Source organism: Tateyamaria sp. (genome assembly GCF_039940735.1).
In the GTDB taxonomy this organism is placed as follows: Bacteria; Pseudomonadota; Alphaproteobacteria; order Rhodobacterales; family Rhodobacteraceae; genus Tateyamaria.
In genome coordinates this window covers 17,446-41,089 of sequence record NZ_JBDVGB010000035.1, presented here as the reverse complement: position 1 = coordinate 41,089, position 23,644 = coordinate 17,446, and the positions used below count along the sequence as shown (strand labels likewise).

27 protein-coding genes and 1 tRNA gene are annotated in these 23,644 nt (G+C 54.1%); 15 read left to right on the top strand and 13 right to left on the bottom strand.

Annotation, left to right across the window (positions count from 1 at the left end; all coding sequences use genetic code 11):
* Positions 1 to 224: 224 nt before the first annotated feature.
* The 6 genes from dgcN to ABJF76_RS06435 all read left to right on the top strand — a co-directional run bounded on the left by dgcN (position 225) and on the right by ABJF76_RS06435 (position 5,267).
* Positions 225 to 1,226: an N-acetyltransferase DgcN gene (dgcN, locus tag ABJF76_RS06460; protein WP_413822101.1), complete on the top strand. Its 1,002-nt coding sequence runs from the start codon at positions 225 to 227 to the stop codon at positions 1,224 to 1,226.
* Positions 1,227 to 1,315: 89 nt separating this feature from the next.
* A complete protein-coding gene (gene dgcA / locus ABJF76_RS06455; RefSeq protein ID WP_413822100.1) occupies positions 1,316 to 2,281 on the top strand; it encodes an N-acetyl-D-Glu racemase DgcA in 966 nt (321 codons plus the stop codon).
* Between the two features lie 24 nt (positions 2,282 to 2,305).
* Complete coding sequence (locus ABJF76_RS06450; protein WP_413822099.1) at positions 2,306 to 3,106, top strand: hypothetical protein; 801 nt, start codon at positions 2,306 to 2,308, stop codon at positions 3,104 to 3,106.
* A 34-nt stretch (positions 3,107 to 3,140) separates the two neighbouring features.
* Positions 3,141 to 4,001 (top strand): D-amino-acid transaminase, encoded by an 861-nt coding sequence (locus ABJF76_RS06445; RefSeq protein WP_413822098.1) that lies wholly within the window; start codon positions 3,141 to 3,143, stop codon positions 3,999 to 4,001.
* Positions 4,002 to 4,092: 91 nt separating this feature from the next.
* A complete protein-coding gene (locus ABJF76_RS06440; protein ID WP_413822097.1) occupies positions 4,093 to 4,989 on the top strand; it encodes an SPFH domain-containing protein in 897 nt (298 codons plus the stop codon).
* The gene (locus ABJF76_RS06435) at positions 4,986 to 5,267 is read left to right on the top strand and encodes an NfeD family protein (protein ID WP_413822096.1); all 282 of its coding nucleotides are present in this window, start codon (positions 4,986 to 4,988) and stop codon (positions 5,265 to 5,267) included. Before ABJF76_RS06440 ends, ABJF76_RS06435 begins: the two co-directional genes overlap by 4 nt.
* 3 nt (positions 5,268 to 5,270) lie before the next feature.
* On the opposite strand, the gene ABJF76_RS06430 is transcribed toward ABJF76_RS06435, so the two are convergent.
* Together ABJF76_RS06430 and ABJF76_RS06425 are read right to left on the bottom strand one after the other, a co-directional pair.
* Entirely contained in the window at positions 5,271 to 5,585 is a 315-nt protein-coding gene (locus tag ABJF76_RS06430; protein ID WP_413822095.1) for a DUF1244 domain-containing protein, read from the bottom strand.
* 81 nt (positions 5,586 to 5,666) lie between these two features.
* Entirely contained in the window at positions 5,667 to 6,404 is a 738-nt protein-coding gene (locus ABJF76_RS06425; RefSeq protein ID WP_413822094.1) for an N-formylglutamate amidohydrolase, read from the bottom strand.
* A 103-nt stretch (positions 6,405 to 6,507) separates the two neighbouring features.
* Here ABJF76_RS06425 and pyk point away from each other — a divergent pair, with 103 nt between their 5' ends.
* From pyk to rplT, 4 genes are all read left to right on the top strand, one after another.
* Positions 6,508 to 7,953, top strand: a complete 1,446-nt coding sequence (gene pyk / locus ABJF76_RS06420; RefSeq protein WP_413822093.1) for a pyruvate kinase — start codon at positions 6,508 to 6,510, stop codon at positions 7,951 to 7,953.
* 30 nt (positions 7,954 to 7,983) lie between these two features.
* A complete protein-coding gene (locus tag ABJF76_RS06415; protein WP_413822092.1) occupies positions 7,984 to 8,208 on the top strand; it encodes a hypothetical protein in 225 nt (74 codons plus the stop codon).
* A gap of 167 nt (positions 8,209 to 8,375) precedes the next feature.
* Positions 8,376 to 8,576 (top strand): 50S ribosomal protein L35, encoded by a 201-nt coding sequence (rpmI, locus tag ABJF76_RS06410; protein WP_413822091.1) that lies wholly within the window; start codon positions 8,376 to 8,378, stop codon positions 8,574 to 8,576.
* Between the two features lie 15 nt (positions 8,577 to 8,591).
* Complete coding sequence (rplT, locus tag ABJF76_RS06405) at positions 8,592 to 8,954, top strand: 50S ribosomal protein L20 (RefSeq protein ID WP_413822090.1); 363 nt, start codon at positions 8,592 to 8,594, stop codon at positions 8,952 to 8,954.
* A 316-nt stretch (positions 8,955 to 9,270) separates the two neighbouring features.
* On the opposite strand, the gene ABJF76_RS06400 is transcribed toward rplT, so the two are convergent.
* Positions 9,271 to 9,347, bottom strand: a tRNA-Arg gene (locus tag ABJF76_RS06400).
* A gap of 12 nt (positions 9,348 to 9,359) precedes the next feature.
* Positions 9,360 to 9,887 carry a GNAT family N-acetyltransferase gene (locus ABJF76_RS06395; RefSeq protein ID WP_413822089.1) on the bottom strand — a complete coding sequence of 176 codons (528 nt, stop codon included), beginning with the start codon at positions 9,885 to 9,887 and terminating at the stop codon, positions 9,360 to 9,362.
* A gap of 299 nt (positions 9,888 to 10,186) precedes the next feature.
* Between ABJF76_RS06395 and ABJF76_RS06390 the strand changes: the two genes are divergently transcribed.
* Positions 10,187 to 11,293 (top strand): Hint domain-containing protein, encoded by a 1,107-nt coding sequence (locus ABJF76_RS06390; RefSeq protein WP_413822088.1) that lies wholly within the window; start codon positions 10,187 to 10,189, stop codon positions 11,291 to 11,293.
* 100 nt (positions 11,294 to 11,393) lie between these two features.
* On the opposite strand, the gene ABJF76_RS06385 is transcribed toward ABJF76_RS06390, so the two are convergent.
* From ABJF76_RS06385 to ABJF76_RS06345, 9 genes are all read right to left on the bottom strand, one after another.
* Complete coding sequence (locus tag ABJF76_RS06385; protein WP_413822087.1) at positions 11,394 to 12,461, bottom strand: ABC transporter ATP-binding protein; 1,068 nt, start codon at positions 12,459 to 12,461, stop codon at positions 11,394 to 11,396.
* 18 nt (positions 12,462 to 12,479) lie between these two features.
* On the bottom strand, positions 12,480 to 13,334 hold the full coding sequence (locus tag ABJF76_RS06380; protein WP_413822086.1) for a carbohydrate ABC transporter permease: 855 nt from the start codon (positions 13,332 to 13,334) through the stop codon (positions 12,480 to 12,482).
* Positions 13,331 to 14,272 (bottom strand): carbohydrate ABC transporter permease, encoded by a 942-nt coding sequence (locus tag ABJF76_RS06375; protein ID WP_413822085.1) that lies wholly within the window; start codon positions 14,270 to 14,272, stop codon positions 13,331 to 13,333. Before ABJF76_RS06375 ends, ABJF76_RS06380 begins: the two co-directional genes overlap by 4 nt.
* Positions 14,273 to 14,280: 8 nt before the next feature.
* Positions 14,281 to 15,531 carry an ABC transporter substrate-binding protein gene (locus ABJF76_RS06370; protein ID WP_413822084.1) on the bottom strand — a complete coding sequence of 417 codons (1,251 nt, stop codon included), beginning with the start codon at positions 15,529 to 15,531 and terminating at the stop codon, positions 14,281 to 14,283.
* A gap of 77 nt (positions 15,532 to 15,608) precedes the next feature.
* A complete protein-coding gene (locus ABJF76_RS06365; RefSeq protein WP_413822083.1) occupies positions 15,609 to 16,544 on the bottom strand; it encodes a nucleoside hydrolase in 936 nt (311 codons plus the stop codon).
* The gene (locus ABJF76_RS06360) at positions 16,541 to 16,774 is read right to left on the bottom strand and encodes a hypothetical protein (RefSeq protein WP_413822082.1); all 234 of its coding nucleotides are present in this window, start codon (positions 16,772 to 16,774) and stop codon (positions 16,541 to 16,543) included. Before ABJF76_RS06360 ends, ABJF76_RS06365 begins: the two co-directional genes overlap by 4 nt.
* Before the next feature lie 52 nt (positions 16,775 to 16,826).
* Positions 16,827 to 17,153 (bottom strand): hypothetical protein, encoded by a 327-nt coding sequence (locus ABJF76_RS06355; protein WP_413822081.1) that lies wholly within the window; start codon positions 17,151 to 17,153, stop codon positions 16,827 to 16,829.
* A gap of 315 nt (positions 17,154 to 17,468) precedes the next feature.
* Complete coding sequence (locus ABJF76_RS06350) at positions 17,469 to 18,395, bottom strand: MYG1 family protein (RefSeq protein WP_413822080.1); 927 nt, start codon at positions 18,393 to 18,395, stop codon at positions 17,469 to 17,471.
* A 187-nt stretch (positions 18,396 to 18,582) separates the two neighbouring features.
* A complete protein-coding gene (locus ABJF76_RS06345; RefSeq protein ID WP_413822079.1) occupies positions 18,583 to 18,894 on the bottom strand; it encodes an ETC complex I subunit in 312 nt (103 codons plus the stop codon).
* Between the two features lie 340 nt (positions 18,895 to 19,234).
* Here ABJF76_RS06345 and uvrB point away from each other — a divergent pair, with 340 nt between their 5' ends.
* The 4 genes from uvrB to ABJF76_RS06325 all read left to right on the top strand — a co-directional run bounded on the left by uvrB (position 19,235) and on the right by ABJF76_RS06325 (position 23,642).
* Entirely contained in the window at positions 19,235 to 21,433 is a 2,199-nt protein-coding gene (gene uvrB / locus ABJF76_RS06340) for an excinuclease ABC subunit UvrB (protein ID WP_413822078.1), read from the top strand.
* 2 nt (positions 21,434 to 21,435) lie between these two features.
* Positions 21,436 to 22,341: an abortive infection family protein gene (locus tag ABJF76_RS06335; protein ID WP_413822077.1), complete on the top strand. Its 906-nt coding sequence runs from the start codon at positions 21,436 to 21,438 to the stop codon at positions 22,339 to 22,341.
* Between the two features lie 154 nt (positions 22,342 to 22,495).
* On the top strand, positions 22,496 to 22,915 hold the full coding sequence (locus ABJF76_RS06330) for a hypothetical protein (protein ID WP_413822076.1): 420 nt from the start codon (positions 22,496 to 22,498) through the stop codon (positions 22,913 to 22,915).
* Between the two features lie 73 nt (positions 22,916 to 22,988).
* The gene (locus tag ABJF76_RS06325) at positions 22,989 to 23,642 is read left to right on the top strand and encodes a hypothetical protein (RefSeq protein WP_413822075.1); all 654 of its coding nucleotides are present in this window, start codon (positions 22,989 to 22,991) and stop codon (positions 23,640 to 23,642) included.
* Positions 23,643 to 23,644 lie beyond the last annotated feature (2 nt).

Here is a 23,644-nt window from a genome sequence, read left to right as displayed (position 1 = left end):
AACGATCTACCGATGTTGATATTAAGTTACGCAAAGCGGTGCAAGTCGGATTGTGCAATTGCAGCATTTTCGCCGATCCGCTCCGAAAATGTCTGAAATGCGCATATTTACCGCAAGAACCGTGCCGATCTGTCTAAATCGGCACCCTACGTGCCGTTTTTCGTAATGCTGTCTGCACAATATTCCTGCACGTTGCCCAAAACGTAACTTCAGAAAGTGATCCGATGATTCAGACTCCGTATCTTTTGTTTTTGGGCGATGCGCCTGATCAATTGGCCGCAAAAGTGGCGCAAGGGATCAAAGATTGGCGTCCTGGAAACGCTGTTGGTCAATTTCGTCTGCCTGGTTGCGGGGCGGATATGGGGCTGTCGGACATGAGCCTTGAAGAAGGTCTAGCGGCTGGCGCCAAGACGCTTGTGATTGGCGTAGCCAACCGTGGCGGCGTTATTTCAGACGAATGGAAGGCCGTTTTGGTGCAGGCCTTGCAGATGGGTTATGATCTGGCTGCGGGCTTACACAACTTGTTGCGCAACGAAGATGCTTTGCAGGCCGCTGCCAAGGTGAATGGCCGCACCATGCATGATGTGCGTGTGCCGTCGGTGGCTTATCCGATTGCTAATGGAATCAAACGCACCGGCAAACGCGTGCTGGCCATCGGTACGGATTGTTCCTGCGGCAAGATGTATACTGCGATGTCGATGGATGCAGAGATGCAGAAACGCGGCATGAAATCAGATTTTCGTGCCACCGGGCAAACCGGCATTCTGATCACAGGCAAGGGCGTGCCTTTGGACGCTGTGATTGCCGATTTTATGGCAGGTGCCGTCGAATATTTGACGCCAGACAATGACCCAGACCACTGGGATCACATCGAGGGTCAGGGCAGCCTGTTTCACGTATCGTTTTCCGGGGTGACTATGGCCTTGATCCATGGCGGGCAGCCGGATGCTTTAATTCTTTGTCACGAACCGACCCGCACAAGCATGCGTGGTTTGCCGCATTTCGGCCTGCCAAGCTTAGAACAGTTGCGCGATACGGCTTTGCCCTTGGCGCGCCTTGCCAATCCTGCGTGTCAGGTGACAGGGGTTTCTGTGAACACCAAAGCGTTGGATGAGGATGCAGCCCGCGCCTGTTTGGCTGACATCGAAAAACGCATGGGTTTGCCTGCGACAGATCCCTATCGCTTTGGCGCGGCGAAATTAGTGGATTCGCTTGTCGATCTGTGACGCGACGGACTAGGAAAGGCTCTGCCGTTGAACGGCGGGGCCACTCGTTGGCCGCTGGGCAGCATTTTTTGAAAAATTGAAGGTGGTTTATGCGCATTGAAGTGACGCGGGACGTGTTCAAATTAGCGCAAGTGTTTACCATTTCGCGCGGATCAAGAACCGAGGCTCAGGTGTTAACTGTGACGCTGTCCGATGGCGAACATCGCGGCTGGGGCGAATGCGTGCCCTATGCCCGGTACGGCGAAACATTGGAGTCCGTAACAAATGAAATAACCGGCCTGCCTGCTGATTTTAATCGGCAGGATTTGTTTGATCTTTTACCTGCTGGGGCTGCGCGCAACGCAGTGGATTGCGCCCTGTGGGATCTTGAGGCCAAGCGTGCGGGGAAACGTGTTTGGGAACTGGCGGGGCTGGCCGCCCCAAAGCCGCAGACCACGGCGTATACCTTGTCACTAGATACGCCCGAAACTATGCGCGCGCAGGCAGCCAAGCACAGCTTTCGTCCGCTTTTAAAAATCAAGCTGGGCACGCCGGATGACATGCCGCGGCTTGAAGCCGTGCGCGCGGGTGCGCCAGATGCGCGGATTATCATTGATGCCAATGAAGGGTGGTCTGCCGAAGTATATGCTGATCTCGCACCCCATTTGGTGCGTCTTGGCGTGGATTTGGTGGAACAACCCTTACCAGCGGGCGAGGACGAAGCGCTTATCGGCATGGCCCGCCCTGTGCCGGTTTGTGCAGATGAATCATGTCATGATCGTGCCAGCTTGGCCGCGTTAAAGGGCAAGTATGATATGGTGAATATCAAGCTCGACAAGACCGGTGGCCTGACCGAAGCGCTGGCTTTACGCACAGCCGCGCTTGCCGAAGGATACGACGTAATGGTGGGCTGTATGGTAGGCTCAAGCCTTGCGATGGCGCCTGCAACCCTTGTCGCGCAGGGTGCAGCCGTGGTGGATCTAGATGGGCCGCTTTTGTTGGCTGAAGACCGCGCATCGCCTTTGATTTTCGATGACGCTGGGGTACATCCACCCAAAGGCGAACTTTGGGGCTAGCCAGCCAAACAGGAGACGAGCGCGTTGCAGAAAGGTTCGATGTGGGTGTTTGGGCTGTGCGCATGTCTGCTGGCCAGCGCAGGAACAGCGCAAGAGGCGTGGACGGTTCAGTTGACGTCAAAGCAAGCTAAGGCACATGCTGAGCAGGCAGGACGGAAAGCAGTCACGGCGTTTGCGATTTCCCCTGATGGCGCGTGGGGTCGGTCCCATGGGTTCCAAGATGCGGATCAAGCGGCCAAAAGAGCCATGTCGTTTTGTCAGGGCGAACTTCGGCCTCGCAAGCGCGATTGCATTCTGTTCGAAGTCGCGGGCAAACGCGCCGCGCCCCAAGTTGTGCAGACCCGCAAAGTAAGCACCGTTTACCAACCCCTAAATGGGCGCAAGGCGGCCTTTGTGTTCGGGCGCGCGGCACTAGATTTTCGTGGCAACAAAGATGGCGCGATGGCGCAACTTGCAACGGCACCTACACAACCAAGCGCCCTCGCCCAAGACAAAAAGCTGCGCGCAGGTCTGACAAACCGCACGATAATGACCACTCAGGCCAAGGGCTTCGGCCTTTGGTTGGGGGATGTCTATGCCGAACATTTGGTATCGACAAACAATGGGGTTCTGGTTGTAGGATTTGACAGCTGGGCCGTCACTGCGCAGGGGTTATTGTGCATGTTCAATGGATTCTGGGACAGTGGAAAACCGGTCGGCACCAAATGCGTGCTGCTGAATTCGATTGGGAATGGATTGGTCGATTTGTCTTGGGACGGATCGCCGAATGCCTCGCGGAAGGGGCAATTAATTGCAGGTGATGCGCGATTTAGCGCCGCGAAATGATACCGGGCTGTGCCCGTCAAAAAGGAAATTAGATATGCGAACCGTATACGTGAACGGCGACTATGTGCCCGAAAATGAAGCAAAAGTATCGATCTTTGATCGTGGGTTTTTGATGGCGGATGGTGTCTATGAAGTCACGTCGGTCTTGGACGGCAAACTGATCGACTTTGACGGCCACGCAGTACGCTTGCAGCGGTCCTTGGACGAATTGGATATGCCTTCGCCGATTGCCAAGGAAGACCTGCTTGAGGTGCACCGCGAGTTGGTTCGCTTGAACGGTATCGAGGAAGGCATGATTTATTTACAGATCACGCGCGGCGCGCCTGCTGATCGTGATTTCGTGTTCCCTGACCCTGAAACCACGCCGCAAACAATCGTACTGTTCACCCAAAACAAGCCCGGCTTGGCGGATAATCCTGCTGCCAAAAAAGGCATAAAAGTTATTAGTATCGAAGACATTCGTTGGGGCCGTCGCGATATCAAAACAGTGCAATTGCTGTACCCAAGCATGGGCAAAATGATGGCCAAGAAGGCGGGTGTGGATGACGCTTGGCTGTTGCAGGACGGTTTTGTGACCGAAGGTACGTCGAACAACGCCTACATCGTAAAAGGCAACAAAATCATCACCCGCGAGGCCTCGCCTGATATTCTCAAGGGGATCACGCGCACAGCTGTGCTGCGCTTTGCCCGCGAGGCGCAAATGGAGGTCGAGGAACGCAACTTTACCATCGAAGAAGCGCGCGAAGCGGATGAGGCGTTTATCACCTCGGCCAGCACATTCGTGATGCCTGTGGTTGAGATTGACGGCACGACTTTGGGCGATGGCACACCGGGTCGCGTAGCCCCACGTTTGCGCGAAATTTATCTAGATGAAAGCCGCAAAGCAGCCATGTGATAGCAAAGAATTGCCGCGTTTCGTCTTGAAAACGGGGCATTTGAACACCAAGTTGTGATGTGAAATTAATTTACTTTGCGGAGTACGATTTGTGAACGAAGAGCTGATTTTAAGTTTGCTCAGTGAAAACCTGGTCTATGTTTTGGCAACGCTATTTTTGGTGCTTTGCCTGTTTCTGGGGGTTCGGATCGTTCCGCAAAGTGAAAAATATGTGGTGGAACGATTTGGGCGCTTGCGTGCGGTGCTTGGGCCAGGGATCAACTTTATCGTTCCGTTTATGGATGTTGTTCGCCACAAAGTGTCGGTTCTTGAACGTCAATTGCCCAACGAAAGTCAGGACGCGATCACGTCCGACAACGCACTTGTGCAGGTCGAAACCAGTGTTTTTTACCGCGTGACCGAACCCGAACGTACGGTGTATCGCATCCGCGACGTGGACGGTGCGGTTCAGACGACCATTGCCGGGATTGTGCGATCCGAGATCGGCAAGATGGAGCTGGATGAAGTTCAATCCAACCGCACGCATTTAATCGGTCAGATCAAGGTGTTGGTCGAAGAAGCCGTAGATGACTGGGGCATCGAAGTGACGCGTGCCGAAATTTTGGACGTGAACCTTGATGTCGCCACCCGAGAAGCGATGTTGCAGCAATTAAACGCGGAGCGTGCGCGCCGGGCTTCGGTCACCGAAGCAGAAGGCCAGAAACGGGCAGTTGAATTGAATGCGGACGCCGAGCTTTATGCCGCCGAACAGGCCGCCAAAGCGCGGCGCATTACGGCGGATGCCGAAGCCTATGCGACCCAAGTTGTGGCAGAGGCCATTAACACGCATGGTATCGAATCTGCGCAGTTTCAGGTCGCATTAAAACAAGTGGAAGCCGTGACAGAGATTGCGCGCGGCGAAGGGCAGCAGACCATTGTTTTGCCATCCAGCGCGATGGACGCCTTCGGTGAAGCCTTTGGTATGTTGACCGGAAAGCGGCGCGCATGAGCGAGCTTTGGACGTACTGGTGGGTCTGGATTGCCGCCGCTTTGGTGTTCAGCATCGTTGAAGTCTTTGTGCCTGCCTTTGTGTTTCTTGGCATGGCTGTGGGCGCGGTGACAGTCGGGGTTGGTTTGGCGTTTGGCCTGTTGGGCTGGCTTGCAACGCCGTCTGTGTTGCTTTTGATTTTTGCGGCGGCGTCGCTGATTGCTGCGCTTGTTTTACGCAAAGTCATTGGGGTTCAGCGCGGTCAGGTCAAAATCTGGGATCGCGACATAAATGACTGAGCCTTAACCCTTTTTTTCGACGTTTTCGGCAAATGCGGTTTTGAACGCGTCTTGTTGTGCGCCTGTCGCGTCGGTTTGATAATTGGCTTTCCATTCATCCATCGTCATTCCGTAGAATGCTTCGCGACCGTCATCTTTGGACATTTCAATGCCTTTTTCTGCGGCCGCCTGTTGATACCAACGCGCCAAGCAGTTTCGGCAAAACCCTGTGAGGTTCATCATATCGATATTCTGCACGTCCGTGCGGTCTTGCATCAGGTGCTGGCGCATCCGGCGGTAGGTCGCTGCTTCGAGTTCAAGTTGGGTTTGTGCGTCCATGTTTAGCGGTCCCTTTAGTTGATCTGTCGGACTGGGGCCCTGCCCCAGACCCCGGAGTTTATTTGGCAAGATGAAGTTAGTTTAAAGATTGGCATGCGCGCGCGCCGCTTCAAGGTGTGGCGCAAGAAGATTGGCCCATTTGTGTTGGCCCGCCTTGTTTGTGATCAGATCTTGGCGAATTTCGAGAATCACGTTGGGGCGGCCAGGCCCATGGGCGTGTTGGCTGAGAGCATCGCCCGGAAAGAAGCCAGCATAGGGAGCGTTGTCTCCGACTGGGCTAGTTAAAGCACCTGACAAACTGGCAATTACAGGATCAGCGATGCGGCGATCCTGGGCAGAAAGGACACCGATTTCCCATGGCCGCGGGGCATGGCCGACCAGTTGCGGTGTGAAGCTGTGTATCGACAGGAACGTAATGCTGCGACCTTTGGCCAAGTCGGCTATGGCGTCATGATACGGTTGATACAGTTTCTGAATGCGATCCGCGCGTTCTTGTGCGTCCACGTGGCTATTCCCTTCAATGATCGTGCCATCATAGAGTTGCGGGATAAGCGTGGGATCGTCAGTGCCCCGGTTCGGGTCGATGACAAGCCGCGAAAAGTTTGAGCAGATTGCTGGCGCATTCAGCGCTGTGGCCAATGCCAATGCAGTATCCATTGCGCCGATGTCATAAGCAATGTGTCGCGCCATTTCGGCTTTGGGCAATCCCAGCGATCCCCCTGCCACAAAATTGGGCACTGTATTCGTTGCATGATCACAAGTGATCAACCAAGGGCCGGTGCGGTCTGGTCCATGGATCGAAAATGGAGAATATATCATGTAAATTTCACCTAATTTAACGAACTTTTAGTCCAGTTGCCTACAGATGTGAATTGAGCAATAACGGGCGCTGTTAGCGATATCACCAAGAAGGCTATGGACCATGAAGCGCAATCGGAACGTAAAAATCGTGGCCACGTTGGGCCCCGCATCTGACACCTATGAAACGATTCGAGCCTTGCACGATGCTGGCGCTGATGTGTTTCGTCTGAACATGTCGCATGGTAGCCATGATGAGATTGCGAAGAAGCACGCAATTATTCGTCAAATTGAAGAGGACACCGGGTCTTCGATCGCTATTCTGGCGGACCTTCAGGGGCCGAAGTTGCGCGTCGGTGTTTTTGGCGCTGAAAGCGAGATGCTGGAAGAGGGCGCGACATTCCGTCTTGATCTGGACACGGCTGAGGGCGACGTCAATCGTGTCTGCCTGCCCCACCCCGAGATTTTCGCGGCTCTTGAGCCGGGCAAGTCGCTGTTGGTGAACGATGGTAAGATCCGTTTGCGGGTCGAGACATGTGGCGAAGATTTTGCCAATTGCGTGGTCATTGCAGGTGGCGCGATTTCCAACCGCAAGGGTGTGAACGTGCCGGATGTGGAACTGCCTTTGGCCGCTTTGTCGGAAAAAGATCGCGCAGATTTGGAATTCACCGCCGACTTGGGCGTCGACTGGATGGCACTAAGCTTTGTGCAGCGTCCTGCAGATGTCGAAGAAGCGCGTGCGTTGGTCAAAGGCCGGGCCGCGATCTTGTCCAAGATTGAAAAACCAAATGCGGTTGAACGTTTCGACGCCATTCTGGCCGCAAGTGACGGCATCATGGTTGCGCGTGGTGATCTTGGTGTGGAATTGCCTGTTCAGAACGTCCCGCCAATCCAGAAGCGATTGGTGCGTAAGTGTCGCCATGCCGCTAAACCCGTCATTGTGGCAACGCAAATGCTCGAAAGCATGATCGAAAGCCCCATGCCGACCCGCGCCGAAGTCAGCGACGTTGCGACCGCCATCTATGAAGGTGCCGATGCCGTGATGTTAAGCGCGGAAAGTGCTGCGGGCAGCTATCCGATCGAAGCTGTGACCACCATGGATCGTGTCGCCTCTGAGGTAGAAAAAGACCCAACATACACCCAAATCATCGAGTCCAGCCGCAGCGCCAACCGCGGATCGGTTGCGGATGGGATTGTTGCGGCAGCGCGTGAGATTGCCGAAACCACCAACATCAAAGCGATTTGCTGCTTCACGCAAAGTGGTACGACTGCATTGCTGGTGGCGCGTGAGCGCCCACGCGTGCCGATCATCGCCTTGACCCCGCTCGCAGGTACTGCGCGCCGTCTTGCCATGTCTTGGGGATGCAACTGCGTAATCACCGACACAATGGATCGCTTTAAAGGTGCTGTTGTAAGTGCAGCCAAAGCGGCGTTAGACAATGGTTTTGCCACATCCGAAGATCAGATCGTGGTCACAGCTGGCGTGCCGTTCAATGTGACGGGCACCACGAACATCTTGCGTGTGGCCCCTTGTGATGAACGTTTGATTTTCTCGACCGATCCGGAGTAACCTTACCGTGATGTTAAGCAGGGTGAACAGATGGATCCGGATACGTTCCTTGTACTAGGGCTAATCGTAGCAGCGTTTTCTGTTCCTTCGATCATGTCGGCACTGTCGGATGGTCGTGTACCTCGGGCATCTGCGATCACTATTTTGATCGCGGGTGCCCTGATTTTATATGCAATCCAGTCGCAACCGGGCGGATACGCGATGTCGCAAATTCCGGATGTGTTTGTGCGGGTAGTGGCGCGATACGTTCCATAACCTAAATCTAGGTTTGCCGATCTTTTTGCTGCATATTTCCCAAGACTTTGCACATTCGACTTGCCTTTGACGCCGTGCCATCCTAAATCGCGGCTTCGTTCCTGTGCGTCCGGCCAATGTGGCATGCCGAGTCGCGCGTAAACCGAACTCGAACTATGGAGACGGAAATGCCCAAGATGAAGACCAAGTCGAGCGCCAAAAAGCGCTTTAAGGTGACAGCGACCGGTAAGGTCCTGGCAAGTCAAGCCGGCAAACAACACGGCATGATCAAACGCACCCGTAAATTCATTCGTAACGCCCGTGGCACTACGACCCTGTCGGCCCCCGACGCCAAGATCATCAAGGGCTTCATGCCCTACGATCGCTGATAGGAGGATACAAATATGTCCCGCACCAAAGGTGGAACCATCGCTCACGGCCGTCACAAGAAGGTCATCAAAGCAGCCAAAGGTTACTATGGCCGCCGCAAGAGCACGTTCAAAGTCGCACGCCAAGCCGTCGACAAAGCGAACCAATACGCGACGCGTGACCGTCACAATCGCAAGCGCAACTTCCGCGCGCTGTGGATTCAACGGATCAACGCCGCCGTGCGTGCCCATGACGAAGCGCTGACATACAGCCGTTTCATCAACGGCCTGTCATTGGCTGGTATCGAAGTGGACCGTAAGGTTCTGGCCGATCTGGCAGTTAATGAGCCCGAGGCATTTTCTGCCATCGTGGATCAAGCCAAGGCGCAATTGGCGTAAACGCCTAAACGCTTAAAATTACGAAAGCCCTGTATGGTTTCCATGCGGGGCTTTTTTGTTTCTGGCTTTCTATGACTGCCCGATTGTCACAAGTGCGCCAGAGATTATCACGGCTGTATCCCTAGGTGCCGTTTGGTTTGTGGATGTGTAACGCAGCGTGAGAAATCCAACGCGCCTCAGCATGCTGCATTGTTCCAATGTAGAGTCCGCGAGTTTGCAGCGTATTGGGAAAGGGATTACTTAACCGCAGCGTATCAAAGCCCTTCCACATCCCAGCACACCGCTTTGCTATGGTCCTGCTGCTAAAACAGTAAAATGGCGATCCCGGAAGGACTCGAACCCTCAACATCCTGATTAGAAGTCAGGTGCTCTATCCAGTTGAGCTACAGGACCGCGCTGTCACAGTCATGCCGCAGGTCTCGTCGCAGGGCAAGTGGGTCCAAGCGTATGCGTCATGAAAATACTAAGTGGATCCAGCGCATAGTCACTAAATGGCGGGCATTCGACAAATCCACTGGCCAAATACAGCGCACGGGCCGGGGCGAACATCTCGGCTGTGCCGGTCTCAAGGCTGACGCGTTTCAGGCCTTGATCACGCGCAACGTCCAACAACGCGGACAAAATCGCACGGGCCACACCGCGCCCCCGCGCCTCGGCGCTTGTGTGCATCGATTTCAATTCACCATGGTCGTCATCAAGCCGAGCCAAAGCCCCGACTCCAAGCACCTTGCCATTATCGCGCGCAGAAAACAGCATCACACCACGGTCGAGCAAAGCTGTAGGTTCCATGACATGGCAACTTTCCTCAGGAGAGCCCGCACGCATTAGATCAAAGTGCCGGAGCAACAGCGCCCGTACATCCGCAGCCTCTGGCGTGTCGCGCGCGATCTGTAACGTGGGGTATTGCCGTTTCGAAGGTGGTGAAATTTCCATGTAATTACAATAATTTGCCCTTGAGGAAGCTACAGTAAGCGGAAAGTTTGCGCCGGAATCAGGGGGAAATCCAGCGAATTCATTTAAAAGGCATCATCGATGCACACTTGCTCAGTGCTGGCACACATAGGTGCCTAAATTTCAAACGTTCGGTGCTAGACTTATCGCAACACTTCCATCGATCGCATAAATTCGGTCAAGGTGATTACTGCACAGATTTTCCCATCTATTGTGTGCCTCAGTTTCGACATACAATTTAATTAAACTGTTCTGGTAACGATTTTCTGTTTGGGTTTTCCATGACAATCTTGGTTGGAAACGGGTTTCATCTTACCACCGCCTTGGGTGCCGCGGGAACTGCGGCCGAAGGTACCGTTCTGTCTGCAAGTGACCTTGGGCAAATCGTAAATATTCAAACAGATGGCTCTCTTGAGGGGGGCGACACCGTTATGCATGCTGGTGACAGTATTGTTGTCGATACTGACGATGATGGTGATTTTTCGGACGAGGCGGCAACCCTACAGGTTAGCAACGACCGCTTTTCGCGCTCTACGATCACCTACACTGACGGGTCCACTTCGAGGGTCACACTGGAGGTGGTCACCCTATCTGACGGCACGCAGACCATTTTGGTAAATGATGCCGGGGCCGGCAACATCAATGCGTCAGCTGATCAGATTGAATCGATCACGCTTGGCACGTTAAACACCAATTTCGTCAACCGTTACAATCAAGGCAATTACAGCAACACCATAACGAATTCTGTCGTTTGTTTTAGTGCAGAAACTCTAATTCAAACACCTATGGGCGAACAAAAAATCGTTTCCTTAGGCATTGGCGACGACGTTATGACTGCCGAAAATGGCGTACAAAAGATCGCTTGGATCGGCAAACGTACGCTGTCCTCCGCGCAGCTTGTCGCTGCACCGCATCTGAAACCGGTTCGCATTCGCGCCGGCGCATTGGGTGCGGGCCTACCGCAGATTGATCTTTTGGTGTCGCCGCAACATCGCATTTTGATTGTGTCAAGAATCGCAAAGCGCATGTTTGGGCAAAAGGAAGTCTTGGTTCCGGCCATCAAATTGATCGAAGCAGACGGCATCGAACAAGTGACCTCGGTCGCACCAGTGACCTACATTCACATGCTTTTTGCAAAACATCAGATCGTCTTTGCCAACGGGACACCGGCCGAAAGTCTGTATACCGGGCCTCTTGCGCTTCAGGCTTTGACGGACAAGGCGCGCAACGAAATTTACGAGATCTTCCCTGAGCTTAAATCTGAGGGCAAAGCGGCGCGTCTTGCATGCCCGGCGGTCGAAAAGCAGGCGCGTGTCAGCAAGCTTTTGGCAAGGCACGAAAAGAACCGCAAGCCACTGGTGTTATTGGACGCAGACGGCCCTGCATGATGGGTGTTTTGGCAAGCCTGATTGGCTGCCAATAGACCGGAGAGTTGCGCCCCTAACTTACCGCCATCGCCTACCGCGTCGCCTGTGCATTGCCGCCAAGTTACAATTTAGCCGTCGGAATTCGGTTGGTGCTTTCTGCATCGAACAAATGCAGTGTCTCGGCCTCATAGCCCGCAACCAGTGTTTCACCAATATCTGCGGTAACCCGATTGGTTGTGACCACCCTAATCGGAAGCCCCATTGGGGTCGTCGCAGAAATATGGGTTTCGGAACCCGTCGGTTCTATTTCATTGACAGTGATCTTCAGTGAACCACCGCTGCCTAATGTCAAATGTTCGGGCCTGATGCCGACAGTCACGTCGCCCGTAACACTATCGTCGACCTTAATTTGCAACAGTGTTCCGTCTGTCAGGTGCACTTGTCCCCCTTCAGCCTTGGCTGGCAGGAAGTTCATTGCAGGCGCTCCGATAAAGCCCGCCACAAACAAGTTTTCCGGATGGTCATATAGTTCAAGCGGTGCACCAACCTGTTGCACATACCCATCGTTCATCACAATGATCTGGTCAGCCATCGTCATGGCCTCGATCTGGTCGTGTGTTACGTAGATCATTGTTGACCCAAGACGCCGGTGCATCGCTCGCAATTCGGTCCGCATCTGACCCCGCATTTTGGCATCAAGATTTGAAAGCGGTTCATCGAACAGAAACACTGACGGATCCCGCACAATTGCGCGTCCCATGGCGACACGTTGGCGCTGACCGCCAGAAAGTTTTTGAGGGCGGCGATTAAGATATTCCGTCAAACCTAGCATTTCTGCGGCATCTTTGACCTTTTCGGCGATTGTCGCTTTGGGAAACCCTGCAACCTTAAGCGAAAAGCCCATGTTTTGCGCGACGGTCAGGTGTGGGTAAAGCGCGTAGTTTTGGAACACCATTGCGATGTCACGCTTGGGCGACGACAGATCGTTCACAACCTTATCACCGATGCTGATTTCGCCGCTGGTGATGACCTCTAGCCCTGCAATCATCCGCAGCAACGTCGATTTCCCGCACCCCGAAGGTCCGACGAGGATCGAAAAACTGCCATCGGGTATGTCGATGTCGACGCCATGAAGGACTTCGTTGGTGCCGTACGCTTTGCGGACCTGCGCGATTTTGACCTGAGCCATTTGGGATAAGCCCTTTTGTTATTTGATGCCGCTGGACGCGACGTTGCGGATGTAAAATCGCTGGAACACCAGGAATGGCAGTGCTGCGATCACGCACACGATGCTCATCGACGAAAACAGCAAACCCCAGTTGGCGCCTTCAAGGCTGATGTTTTTTGCGATTTCCACTTGCGCCACTGTCAGTTCAGCCGACGGTGCGGCGACAAGCGGCCAGAAAAATGCTTCGAATTGTGTGATGAAAATCATGATCGATCCCGTCAGGATGACCGGCCACGAAACAGGCAGAGCAATGGTAAAGAAAATCCGGAACCAAGATGCCCCGTCGATCCGCCCCGCTTCATAAAGTTCGCGTGGAATCGCCGCGAAGAATTGGCGGAACATCAAAATGACAAAGCCATTCGCAAGTTCTGGCACGATAAGCACCGAATAGCTGTCGATCATCCCGAGCCTGTTCACCAGCATGTAAAGCGGTAGCACGATCGCCTCAAAGGGCATCATCGCGGTCATAAGAACCAACAGAAATAGCGGCCCACGGAACCGGAATTCGAACGTCGCAAAGGCAAACGCCGCGGCTGCGTTGACCAGCACGCCGATGACCATCGTCACCCCTGCAACGAACAGTGAATTGCCGATGGCGCGGGGAAAACCGGTTTCCAGCAGACCAGTATAGTTTGAAAAGGTGAACGTCTCTGGCCAGATTGTGTGCCATGAAAAACTACCCGCATAGGAAAACATTTCTTGGGTCGGACGCAGCGAAGACAAGAACATCCAAAGCAGTGGGGCCAGCGCAAGAAAGGCCAACGCACACATTAGGGCGTAACGCCCAGTTTGTTTTACAGGACTGTACGTTCCAGGGCGGAGTGTATCGCTCATTCGCCTTCTCCGGGTTTAAAGAACAACATCTGCGCGGCGGCCACGATGACCACAAGCGCCAGCAGGATGCAGGACAATGACAACGCGCGCCCCCAATCCACAAAGGTAAAGGAACTCTCGTAGGCGCGGTACATCAGCGTATCGGTCGTACCGTTCGGGCCACCACGCGTGATGATGTAAACAGGCGCAAAGAACAGCAGGTTGACCGTGGTATCGGCCACAAAAACGAACAAAAACGTGCGTTTCATTTGCGGCAATGTGATCAGTCGCAGTTGTTGCCACGGGCTTGCGCCATCAACGTGCGCTGCCTCGTACAGTTCTTCGGAAATGCGGAACAAACCGGCCAAGAGGAAGATCATATAATATCCCGCCCCTTTCCATGTCGAAATCCAAATCATGGCGCCAAGCGCTTGATCTTCATCGAAGAAGAACCCCTGACGGCCCAGTGGGGTCTGCGCGAGGACGGAATTTACAAGACCTAAGTTCGGATCAAACAAAAGGTTCCACATTACAGCCACCAGCGCCGTCGACATGGTCATTGGCAAAAAGAAGGAAACCCGGAAAAAAGTTAAAAACCGCCCCGGCGCAAAAACAAGCAGCGCCATGATGAACGCGACGAAAATCTGAAGCGGGTTGATGATAATATTGAACAACAGGGTCACGCGAACGGAATTCCAAAACCCCTCGTCGCTGAATAAAGTGTCGTAATTCCCCAATCCGTGAAAGGTCGTTTCACCTAGCAAAGATTGGCTGGTAAAACTGCCCCCGATCGAGATTGCGATCGGGGCCAGCCTAAAGACGATAAGAAGACTGATCGCCGGCAGCAAAAACATCATAAGCGTCGCCCAACTTGGTCTTTGCGGATCAAGCATTGCGCGTTTCTTCGATGCTTTCCCGACCGATTTGGCCGCTGAAGCTGCTGCTGGCGCGTCAGTCATCTGTTATCTCACTTCTTGTATTTCAGAAGTTCACGATCCATTTCAGCCGCAGCTGCATTCAGTCGCTCCGTGACATCGGCACCGCCCTGAATCTCACGCAACGCACTACGTAAGATCGAGTCATACTCGAGCCAGCCACCAATGGATGGACGCGGCACAGCCGTGTTGTTGATCTCGTAGCGTGCAAGTGTCCAAAGTTCGCCTTCCAACTGATCGCCAAGGCTTTCCCAAGCGGATTTCAGAACCGGTGGGTTAGCGCGGGCACCGAAATAGGCTGATACAAATTCTGGCTGTGCCAGAGCCTGCACAAACGCAGCGGCTTTTTCTGGGTTCGCAGAACGTGGGTTTACACCTAGGTGCCAACTGCCCGTTGGCGTCACAGGGGTGCCGCCCTCAAAATATGGCAGGGGTGCAACCGTCAGGTCCAAACCGTCACGTTTACCGGCGGTCACCGCATCAGACACAACGCCTGCGAACATGCCAACTTTGCCATTCAGGAACAGTTCCAACGCGAGGCTATAATCATACATGCCAGCAGGTGCGATGCCGTCGCTGTACAGCGCCGAATAGGCGCTAATCGCCTCGATGAACTCGGGGCTGTTAACGTAACCCGTTGCCGTTACGCCGTCTTCGCCGATCAGCGTGGCACCGTTGGACTGTGGCATGATAAGTGCCATGTATGGGCTGTCACCGAAGTGGAAATTAAAACCCCAGGTATCTTCGCCCAATGCTGAAATCTTCTTGCCCGCGTCGGCGACTTGTTCCCATGTCCAGCGCTCTTCTGGGTTGTTTGTTGGCGCGTCGATCCCGGCTTGTTCAAACAAAGCATTGTTGACCAGCATCACGACCGTGCTGCTTTCCAGTGGAACAGACATCAATTTGCCGTCGACAGTACCCTGTTGCAAAGCAGCCGATGTGTAGATCTCAGATGCATTTGGCAGGATATCATCCAGAGGCGTCAAGTGCCCGCGTGCCGTATAAGAGGCGGTCAATGGACCATCTACATAGTAAAGGTCAGGGGTTTCATTACGCGCTTGCAGGCGAACTTCGAGGCCCGAAAACAACTGCCCAAAGGGCAGCAATTCAGTGTCAACCGTGACGCCGTCAACATTCGTGGCAGCATCGCTCAACAGGCTTGTCAAAGCGCCATCCGAAAAGGACAGGCCGATTGCACTCAGTTCGGCATCTTCAGCGGCGACTGCACCAGCGGCAAGGGTCGACGCGGCCAATGCAAAGGTGAATTCTCTTAGATGTTTCATTTGTACTCCATGTTGGTAGACCGCGATCTGCGCGGAAACAGGCCCTTCTGTGGGGCGTTTATTTGTGGCTAGCAGGCCTATTCATATTCAAGAATGGCCTCGATCATGGCTTCAACACTCGCTGGGCCATCTACACGCACACCGACTTTTACATTCGGTTTTGGTAACGTCTCCCCCGGGAAAGGGTCGATTTCGCGCATGTCACATATGGTCATCCCACGCAGCGCAGGACTGACCAATTCCACCGACACATTCGTGTCGCGAAATTCAAATAAATCTGGATGCACCAAAGAAATGACAGCAGAGGGGTCGTGCATCGGCGCATCAAGGCGTCTGTAGCGCGCCGAATGCTGTTTTAGATAAAAGCTAAGTATTTGGCCCGCGTGACCGCCGATAACCGTCCCTGCCTTGGCCATCCGGTCGGCATGGGCTTGCGACAAGCGGGCTTGCCCCGTCAGGTTCAGCCCCGCCATGCGCAAGGGAACCCCCGAGGCCAAAACCATTTGTGCCGCTTCAGGGTCCTTCCAGACGTTGGCTTCGGCAAAGGCGGTCACATTGCCGGTCCCGGTTGATCCGCCCATAAACGATATCTCAGATATCCATTCAGCCAGCTTTGGTTCGACACGAAGGGCCAGTGCGACATTCGTCATCGGCCCAAGCACGATCAACGACAGGTTTCCGGCATGGGCACGCGCCATTTCGATCAAATATTGCGCGGCTCCACGCGGGTCCATGTCGCGACGCGTCGAAGGGATGGATTTACCCCCTTCCAGACCGTCAGCACCGTGGATTGGGGACACGACATAGTCGCCCACAATTGGTTTTCCAGCGCCCATCGCAACCGGAATATCAAGCTTTGCCAAATCGCAAATACGCAGCGCATTTTTGGTCGTGTTTTCAACTGTTGAATTACCGAACACCGTCGTTAACCCAATCACATCAAGGCGGCGCGCAGCATAGAGGATGGCGAAAAAATCATCGTGGCCGGGGTCTGTATCAATGATGTACTTCATTGAACCGCCCCTGCTTTTGGTACGGCGCGCGGGATCGCATTCACGATGCCCAATCGCGCGACATGACTGGCCGAACCACCCGCTCGTACAACCGCAACTGATTTGCTAATTCGTTGACTGACAAATCCCGACTGACAACACGGCAACTTAATGGCCTCTTCCCCATCAGGAAAATAAGACACGGGGGCGATAAAATCGCGTTGTTTCGAACCGATACTAACGATAGTCACCGACGTCCCTCCTAGTCTCGGACACATACCTGTCGCAAAGTGTTTTCTTTGATTAGCCTCGATCAGCTGAAAAGCCCCTTCCCTCAAAGCAGATACACGTCGACGCCAACGCAGGTTTTCCCTTCGTTAAGAAGACAGCTTCATCCATATAATGTTGTTTGTATGCATACAACATTTTTTCCAAAGCCACCGTGCAAAGCAATCCTTTTCCAGTGTTTTGGCCTACGCTTTTAGCAACAAAACTCAGCGGCACTTGCGCGCTATGAGCCAAGCTTGAGGGTTGGTTGCCGAGGATGGTTGAGACAAGGCCATTGGCGCGGACCTCACGCTTATAGAAGCTTTTACGTGTGTGAATCTCTTCGGTGCGAACGATGGTCATGCCGCCTTCGCGTAGTTTTCAGTGGCCATGCAGCCATTTGGCGCGCCGACCTCAACGCCTTTATCGCATCCTAACACACAACCCGCAGGACAACCTTGGCCTTCACGGAAACTACGTTCGTGACGGCGGTCATGCCTGCCGGTCTTGCTGATTCAGCTTGGGAAGCTGAGCGCATTGTAAAGCCGGTTGAAAAGGCCGAGGCCGAAACAGCACCAAGGAAGCGTGGATCTTACAAAAAGAAAGATAATTCAAAATGACCCACGACCCGGCAACCATCAGCCGTGTTGTCCGCCGCGACTTCAAGTACGTCAAAGTTTATTCTGTTGCAGCCTCGGCTACGGCAATTTCGGCCATCTTTAGAATTGCGGCGCGGGAGGATGCCACTGCGATAAACCGTCCGTTGTGACAGAATTTTGCACCAACAACGCCGCTGGCAGCTTCGAGCGCGTCGTCAGTCAGGCCGGCCCATGCCGCAGGCAAGTCAGCGCGATTGTCGAATGTGTCATCGCCCACACGGATGGTGGTCAGGGTCCAATCTACTCCGCGTGGATGGACAACGAATAACAGGTGATCAGCGCCAGCCTTTTCTACGCCTGCCCGGAACGGCATGCCCATCGGCAAGTCCAGAACACGGCCCTCTCCTGCGGCTTTGATCGCCGACATCACCATGTCTTCGGCGCGGAATTTGGCCGCCTTGCGTTTGACCTGCGCTTCGATAAAGGCGCGCGCGACGGGAAGTGCTTCGGCAAAGGCGCGATCATCTGCGCCGTCCTCACGATCGTCAAAGACGGTCTTCAGGCTTTCAAGCAGCACCGGCAATGTCATACCTGAAAACAACGGCCCAGCCTCTGACGTGTTCACCGCGCCGTTGTCGACCAAATCGACAGGCAGGACGAAACCTCTGTCAAACGAGGCGTGAATATCTTCAATGTCTTTTTCGGGCACGTCCATCGCTGTCAAATAATCGCGGCCGTAATGTGCCCAAATCAATCCAAATGAGCTATAGGGCTGGCCATCTTCACGCAGCGGGTTGGGTCTTTGATGGTGGTCGAAGATTTGTGCACTCGCATTAAAATCACCGCCTACATCGTAAATAATCCGATCCTCGTTGGGCGTAATCCACGCTTTGTCGCGTGTGCGCAGAAGTGTGGCCGCAGGAAACAGGCGTGTCAGGATGACCGAGGACAACAGCTCATCCGCATGAAAGCCACCGGAATGTGTGACGAGGTGGGTGATGGTCATGAATGTAGGCTCCGGCCTTGTTTGAAACGGTTTGAGCAGCCCAATTGGCTGCACAGCGGATCATGTTTGAATGGGTTTGATGCGATTTCGAAGGCGCCGCCAGAATATGATCGACACATGCAAGCGTCCGTCACATTTGGTTGTAACTTTAGCTTCGCGAAAGTTCTGCGCCGAGCTTACACAGCGATCAGTGGGTCCAAGCCCCACGTCGGCCTGTTGCAAAGTTATCCCCGTAACCGCCGGGACGCACGTTGGCGCGGCGTTTTTGCGGGTCTTGCACGGCCGCGTCGATTCCGTGGTGAGACGCGTAATCAAGCGCGGCTTCCTTGGTGTCAAAACTCATACGCACTTGCGCTTGCGTGTCATCTGATGACGTCCAGCCCATCAAGGGATCCACAGAACGCGCCGACGACGGTGCGAATTCCAACACCCAATGCTTGGTCTTGGCTGTGCCCGAGGACATTGCCGTTTTGGCGGGCTGAAAGATGCGTGCGCGCATAGGGATGCTCCTTGACGATGAACATAAGTATATCGACAATTTGCGGCCCTGTCGCAAGATGCGAATTGTCTCAAGGGTTATTCCCTCTGTTTCGGGAAACAAGATCGACACCTAAGCACAGATTGATTGGACACTTACGCCAAGCCGGAAAGGCGGTTTTGCAAAGAAACCCTTGTATCAAAGGGTCATCGCAGACGAAACGAACCAATCCCTGCTCCCTGTCAGTGTTCAAATTTTTAAAGCGCCGATCATGTCATGAGCACCATTTGCTCCTGCCAAATCTTGACAAGAGAACACCGCACCCCCTTGCACACCCGTTCTTTTGAGCCAAGTTAGCAGCATGCCTCATGTACACACCGATTCCTCTGACACATTTCTTGCCAACCCAGCCGAAGACGTCCGCACCCGTCTAAAGCTGGAAGGTGGGCAAGCCTTGCGTATGAACACCGAATTCAAGCCCGCAGGCGACCAACCCACCGCCATCAAAGAACTGAGCGCGGGTGTTATCGCAGGGGATCGAGATCAAGTGCTGTTGGGCGCAACCGGCACCGGCAAGACCTATACAATGGCCAAGGTCATCGAGGAAACGCAGCGCCCTGCGATCATCCTTGCGCCTAACAAAACACTGGCTGCGCAACTTTACGGGGAATTCAAAGGATTTTTCCCCGACAACGCCGTCGAGTACTTTGTCAGCTTCTATGACTACTACCAACCCGAAGCCTATGTGGCGCGCTCTGACACCTACATAGAAAAGGAATCCCAGATCAACGAACAGATCGACCGCATGCGCCACTCGGCCACGCGGGCGCTGCTGGAACGCGATGATGTGGTGATCATCGCGTCGGTGTCGTGCATTTACGGGATCGGATCGGTCGAAACTTATGGGGCCATGACGCAGGATTTGAAGGTCGGCAACGATTACGACCAACGCCAAGTCATCGCGGACCTTGTCGCCCAGCAATACAAACGCAACGATCAGGCCTTTTTTCGCGGCACATTCCGGGTGCGCGGCGATGCGCTTGAGATCTTTCCGGCGCACTTGGATGACCGTGCTTGGCGGTTGTCTTTCTTTGGTGAGGAACTGGAAAGCATCACCGAATTTGACCCGCTCACAGGTGAAAAAACCGCAACGATGGAACACATCCGCGTTTACGCCAACAGCCACTATGTGACGCCAAAGCCGACGATGTCGCAGGCGATCATCAAGATCAAATCCGAACTGAAAATCCGCCTTGATCAGTTGGTGAACGACGGCAAATTGCTTGAGGCCCAGCGCCTTGAGCAGCGCACCAATTTCGACCTCGAAATGTTGGAAGCCACCGGCGTGTGCAACGGGATCGAGAACTATTCGCGCTATCTGACGGGGCGCGCGCCGGGCGAGCCGCCCCCCACCCTGTTCGAATTTATCCCCGACAACGCGATCGTGTTTGCAGATGAATCCCACGTGTCGGTTCCCCAAATCGGCGGCATGTACAAAGGTGACTTCAGACGCAAAATGACGTTGGCTGAACACGGGTTTCGACTGCCGAGTTGCATGGACAACCGCCCCCTCAAATTCGAGGAATGGGATGCAATGCGCCCGCAATCCGTGTTCGTATCGGCCACCCCGTCGAAGTGGGAATTGGAACAATCCGGCGGTGTGTTTACCGAACAGGTCATTCGTCCCACCGGTCTTTTGGACCCCATGGTCGAAATCCGCCCCGTCGGCACGCAAGTCGATGATCTGTTGGACGAAGTACGCCGCGTCACTGCCGACGGCATGCGCACCCTTTGCACCACGCTGACCAAACGCATGGCCGAAGATTTGACCGAATACATGCACGAACAGGGCATCAAAGTGCGCTACATGCACTCTGACATCGACACACTGGAACGCATCGAAATCCTGCGCGATCTGCGCCTTGGTGCCTTTGACGTGCTGATCGGGATCAACCTGCTGCGCGAAGGTTTGGATATTCCTGAATGCGGGTTGGTCGCCATTTTGGACGCGGACAAAGAAGGGTTCTTGCGCTCTGAAACCTCGCTGATCCAAACCATCGGACGCGCCGCGCGCAACGCTGATGGACGCGTGATCATGTATGCCGACAAGGTGACCGGATCGATGGAACGCGCCTTGGGCGAAACCGACCGCCGTCGCGCCAAACAAATCGCCTATAACGAAGAACACGGAATCACGCCGACCACGGTGAAAAAGAACGTCGAGGATGTGCTGAAGGGCCTGTACAAAGGCGACACGGATCAATCGCGCGTGACAGCCAAGATCGACAACCCACTGGCGGGCGGCAACTTGCAAACTGTGCTGGACGGTTTGCGCACCGACATGCGCAAAGCGGCCGAGAATTTGGAATTCGAAGAGGCCGCGCGTTTGCGAGATGAGGTCAAGCGGCTCGAGGCGGTCGATTTGGTTGTCGCCGACGACCCGATGGCGCGGCAGTATGCGGTGGAAAAGGCCGTTGTGGATGCGAAGAAAGCAAGCGGGCGCAGTACGGCGGGGCGTGCTGGGCAACGTGGTGGGAATGTGAAGCGTCGGGGGCGGTAGTTTTGGCAATACTCAAACACTACCAAAACGAACAAATACGGGATTGGTTTTGCCCAAGTCCTGGTTACGTGTTGGACTTTTCGAACCGTACGTTTGTCGACTTCTTTGAAGACCATTTTGACATAAACATCTACGCTGACGCTTTCAGTGAAAAAGGAACTTCGAAGTTTAATAGACTACAAGCCTTTGTCGAGTTGTCTCCCCCACACTTGGTAATCGAAGTTCTCAAACTGCTTTGGGAACGCCGGAACCAAGAACGAAATGAAGAAATCGAAAATGCTGAAGCAATGGTTGCTTCCGATGCATCGTCAGGTTCATCCGAACACTTGGAAATGATGCATGACGAGGCCGCGAACGAAGATAGGCCTTTTGAAAAGCTAATTGGCGACTTTGCAGGTCTTGCCAGTCATGTTGGTGCGCCACACCTAGCGAAAGTGAGTTCGGAGTGGACTCTGGATACTCTAGAACGAGAATTCAAAAGAGCCTTCGAGAACGTCGACACCGATCCAGAGGCAGCAGTAACAGCATCATGTTCTATGCTGGAGAGTGTTTGCCGATCTGTCTTGAAGGCCCGAGGGATTTCCCCACCAAAGTCTTTGGACATCAAGTCCTTGTACAAGGCGGTTCGCGAACCTCTTGGACTTTCCCCGGCAAAACACATACCTGACGATGAAATCGAAGCCGACGTTAGAGCTATATTGAGCGCGTTATCAAACGCGACGCAAGGAATTGGTGCCTTGCGGACGCATGCCGGAACTGCCCATGGAAGGGAACGTGGATTTCGCCGCTTGGACCCACGTATTGCCAGACTGTCAGTGAATACTTCGACCTCGCTTGCCTTGTTCCTAATGGAGACATGGGAAAAGAAATTCCCGGGCGACAAGCTACCTAAATCAACTGAATTATGATCACCCCGCTAGACGGTACAGCCCGGGAACACTTAACCGAGGCTTGATCCTTTCGCGGTTGAACCGTTCCCACAGATCCTACCCAAGACTCCATTTATCTTCCATCACCAAGATCAACGTTGGCTAAAAACATCAATCAAACTATCCTCAAGTTATGCGCACTCTCGTCCCCCTCCTACTCCTCGCCGCCCCAGCCCACGCATGGGAGTTCACCCCAAACCCTATCTGCACCCTCACCCATACCGAGGACGCAGCTAGCGTCGAACTGATCTACGACCACTCCACCGCGCTTTATTCGATCAACGTCAACACACCCCAAGGTTGGCCCTCCGCCCCTGCCTTTTCGATACGCTTTGACGGACCACAACCAGGCCTCATCTCAACCGCACGCCATCAAATTGTGGGCGATACGATCAGCGTCTCGGACTCAGGGTTCGGCAATGTTCTGGATGGGCTGGAAATCAACACCTCCGCCACAGCATTTACCGAAACGACCTCCGTCACCGTGTCGCTTGATGGCGCGGCAGAACCGGTTGCACGCTTTCGCGACTGCACAGACGCGCCCATTGCCTAACCCCCGATCCTAACCAAATTTTAACCAACATCAGGCCAAGTCATGGTTTGTTTACCATGTTGGAGCGCTCAAAATGCGCACCCCTTTCCTGATCGCGGCCTTGATGCTGTCAGACCCGGCCCACGCCGGCGCGTGGCTGCGCGAACAGGGCAGCGGGTTCTTGTCCTTTGGCTCAACGATCGACGAACTGGGGCGAAGCACAGGTTCGGCTTACGCCGAATACGGCTTGCGGCCTAAGTTAACGTTGGGTGCAAAAGTAGATGTCGACATGACCGCAGGGCAAATCGGCGACGGCAGCGCCTATGTATTTGCCCGCAAACCTATCCCAACTGGCGAACGCACATACAAACTGGCCTACGAACTCGGGATCGGTGGCACAATCGAACAGGATCCATCCGCATTGCTGCGCACCGGCCTTAGCTATGGCCGTGGCATCACAGCGTGGGATCGCGCGGGATGGATTGCGATCGATGGCGCATTGGAATGGGTCGAAAGTGACAGCTCAATCACAGCCAAATTGGACGCCACAATGGGCCTAACATTGAACGACCGATTCAAAGTGATGTTTCAAGTTTTCTATTCGCAAACAGAAACCGAGGCGACGACAACACTGGCCCCCTCGCTGATCTGGACGCCAAAACCAGACAAAAATCACAGCTATCAGCTAGGGGTCGAAGCGAAGGAAGGTGTGCTCGGCCTCAAGCTGGGAGTTTGGCGTTCGTTTTGAAA

Excerpts from the sequence above, each read along its gene's own strand:
- dgcN (WP_413822101.1), top strand. The coding sequence starts at position 225 with ATGATTCAGACTCCGTATCTTTTGTTTTTGGGCGATGCGCCTGATCAA.
- dgcA (WP_413822100.1), top strand. The coding sequence starts at position 1,316 with ATGCGCATTGAAGTGACGCGGGACGTGTTCAAATTAGCGCAAGTGTTT.
- ABJF76_RS06445 (WP_413822098.1), top strand. The coding sequence starts at position 3,141 with ATGCGAACCGTATACGTGAACGGCGACTATGTGCCCGAAAATGAAGCA.
- ABJF76_RS06435 (WP_413822096.1), top strand. The coding sequence starts at position 4,986 with ATGAGCGAGCTTTGGACGTACTGGTGGGTCTGGATTGCCGCCGCTTTG.
- ABJF76_RS06430 (WP_413822095.1), bottom strand. The coding sequence starts at position 5,585 with ATGGACGCACAAACCCAACTTGAACTCGAAGCAGCGACCTACCGCCGG.
- ABJF76_RS06425 (WP_413822094.1), bottom strand. The coding sequence starts at position 6,404 with ATGATATATTCTCCATTTTCGATCCATGGACCAGACCGCACCGGCCCT.
- pyk (WP_413822093.1), top strand. The coding sequence starts at position 6,508 with ATGAAGCGCAATCGGAACGTAAAAATCGTGGCCACGTTGGGCCCCGCA.
- ABJF76_RS06415 (WP_413822092.1), top strand. The coding sequence starts at position 7,984 with ATGGATCCGGATACGTTCCTTGTACTAGGGCTAATCGTAGCAGCGTTT.
- rpmI (WP_413822091.1), top strand. The coding sequence starts at position 8,376 with ATGCCCAAGATGAAGACCAAGTCGAGCGCCAAAAAGCGCTTTAAGGTG.
- rplT (WP_413822090.1), top strand. The coding sequence starts at position 8,592 with ATGTCCCGCACCAAAGGTGGAACCATCGCTCACGGCCGTCACAAGAAG.
- ABJF76_RS06395 (WP_413822089.1), bottom strand. The coding sequence starts at position 9,887 with ATGGAAATTTCACCACCTTCGAAACGGCAATACCCCACGTTACAGATC.
- ABJF76_RS06390 (WP_413822088.1), top strand. The coding sequence starts at position 10,187 with ATGACAATCTTGGTTGGAAACGGGTTTCATCTTACCACCGCCTTGGGT.
- ABJF76_RS06385 (WP_413822087.1), bottom strand. The coding sequence starts at position 12,461 with ATGGCTCAGGTCAAAATCGCGCAGGTCCGCAAAGCGTACGGCACCAAC.
- ABJF76_RS06380 (WP_413822086.1), bottom strand. The coding sequence starts at position 13,334 with ATGAGCGATACACTCCGCCCTGGAACGTACAGTCCTGTAAAACAAACT.
- ABJF76_RS06375 (WP_413822085.1), bottom strand. The coding sequence starts at position 14,272 with ATGACTGACGCGCCAGCAGCAGCTTCAGCGGCCAAATCGGTCGGGAAA.
- ABJF76_RS06370 (WP_413822084.1), bottom strand. The coding sequence starts at position 15,531 with ATGAAACATCTAAGAGAATTCACCTTTGCATTGGCCGCGTCGACCCTT.
- ABJF76_RS06365 (WP_413822083.1), bottom strand. The coding sequence starts at position 16,544 with ATGAAGTACATCATTGATACAGACCCCGGCCACGATGATTTTTTCGCC.
- ABJF76_RS06355 (WP_413822081.1), bottom strand. The coding sequence starts at position 17,153 with ATGACCATCGTTCGCACCGAAGAGATTCACACACGTAAAAGCTTCTAT.
- ABJF76_RS06350 (WP_413822080.1), bottom strand. The coding sequence starts at position 18,395 with ATGACCATCACCCACCTCGTCACACATTCCGGTGGCTTTCATGCGGAT.
- ABJF76_RS06345 (WP_413822079.1), bottom strand. The coding sequence starts at position 18,894 with ATGCGCGCACGCATCTTTCAGCCCGCCAAAACGGCAATGTCCTCGGGC.
- uvrB (WP_413822078.1), top strand. The coding sequence starts at position 19,235 with ATGCCTCATGTACACACCGATTCCTCTGACACATTTCTTGCCAACCCA.
- ABJF76_RS06330 (WP_413822076.1), top strand. The coding sequence starts at position 22,496 with ATGCGCACTCTCGTCCCCCTCCTACTCCTCGCCGCCCCAGCCCACGCA.
- ABJF76_RS06325 (WP_413822075.1), top strand. The coding sequence starts at position 22,989 with ATGCGCACCCCTTTCCTGATCGCGGCCTTGATGCTGTCAGACCCGGCC.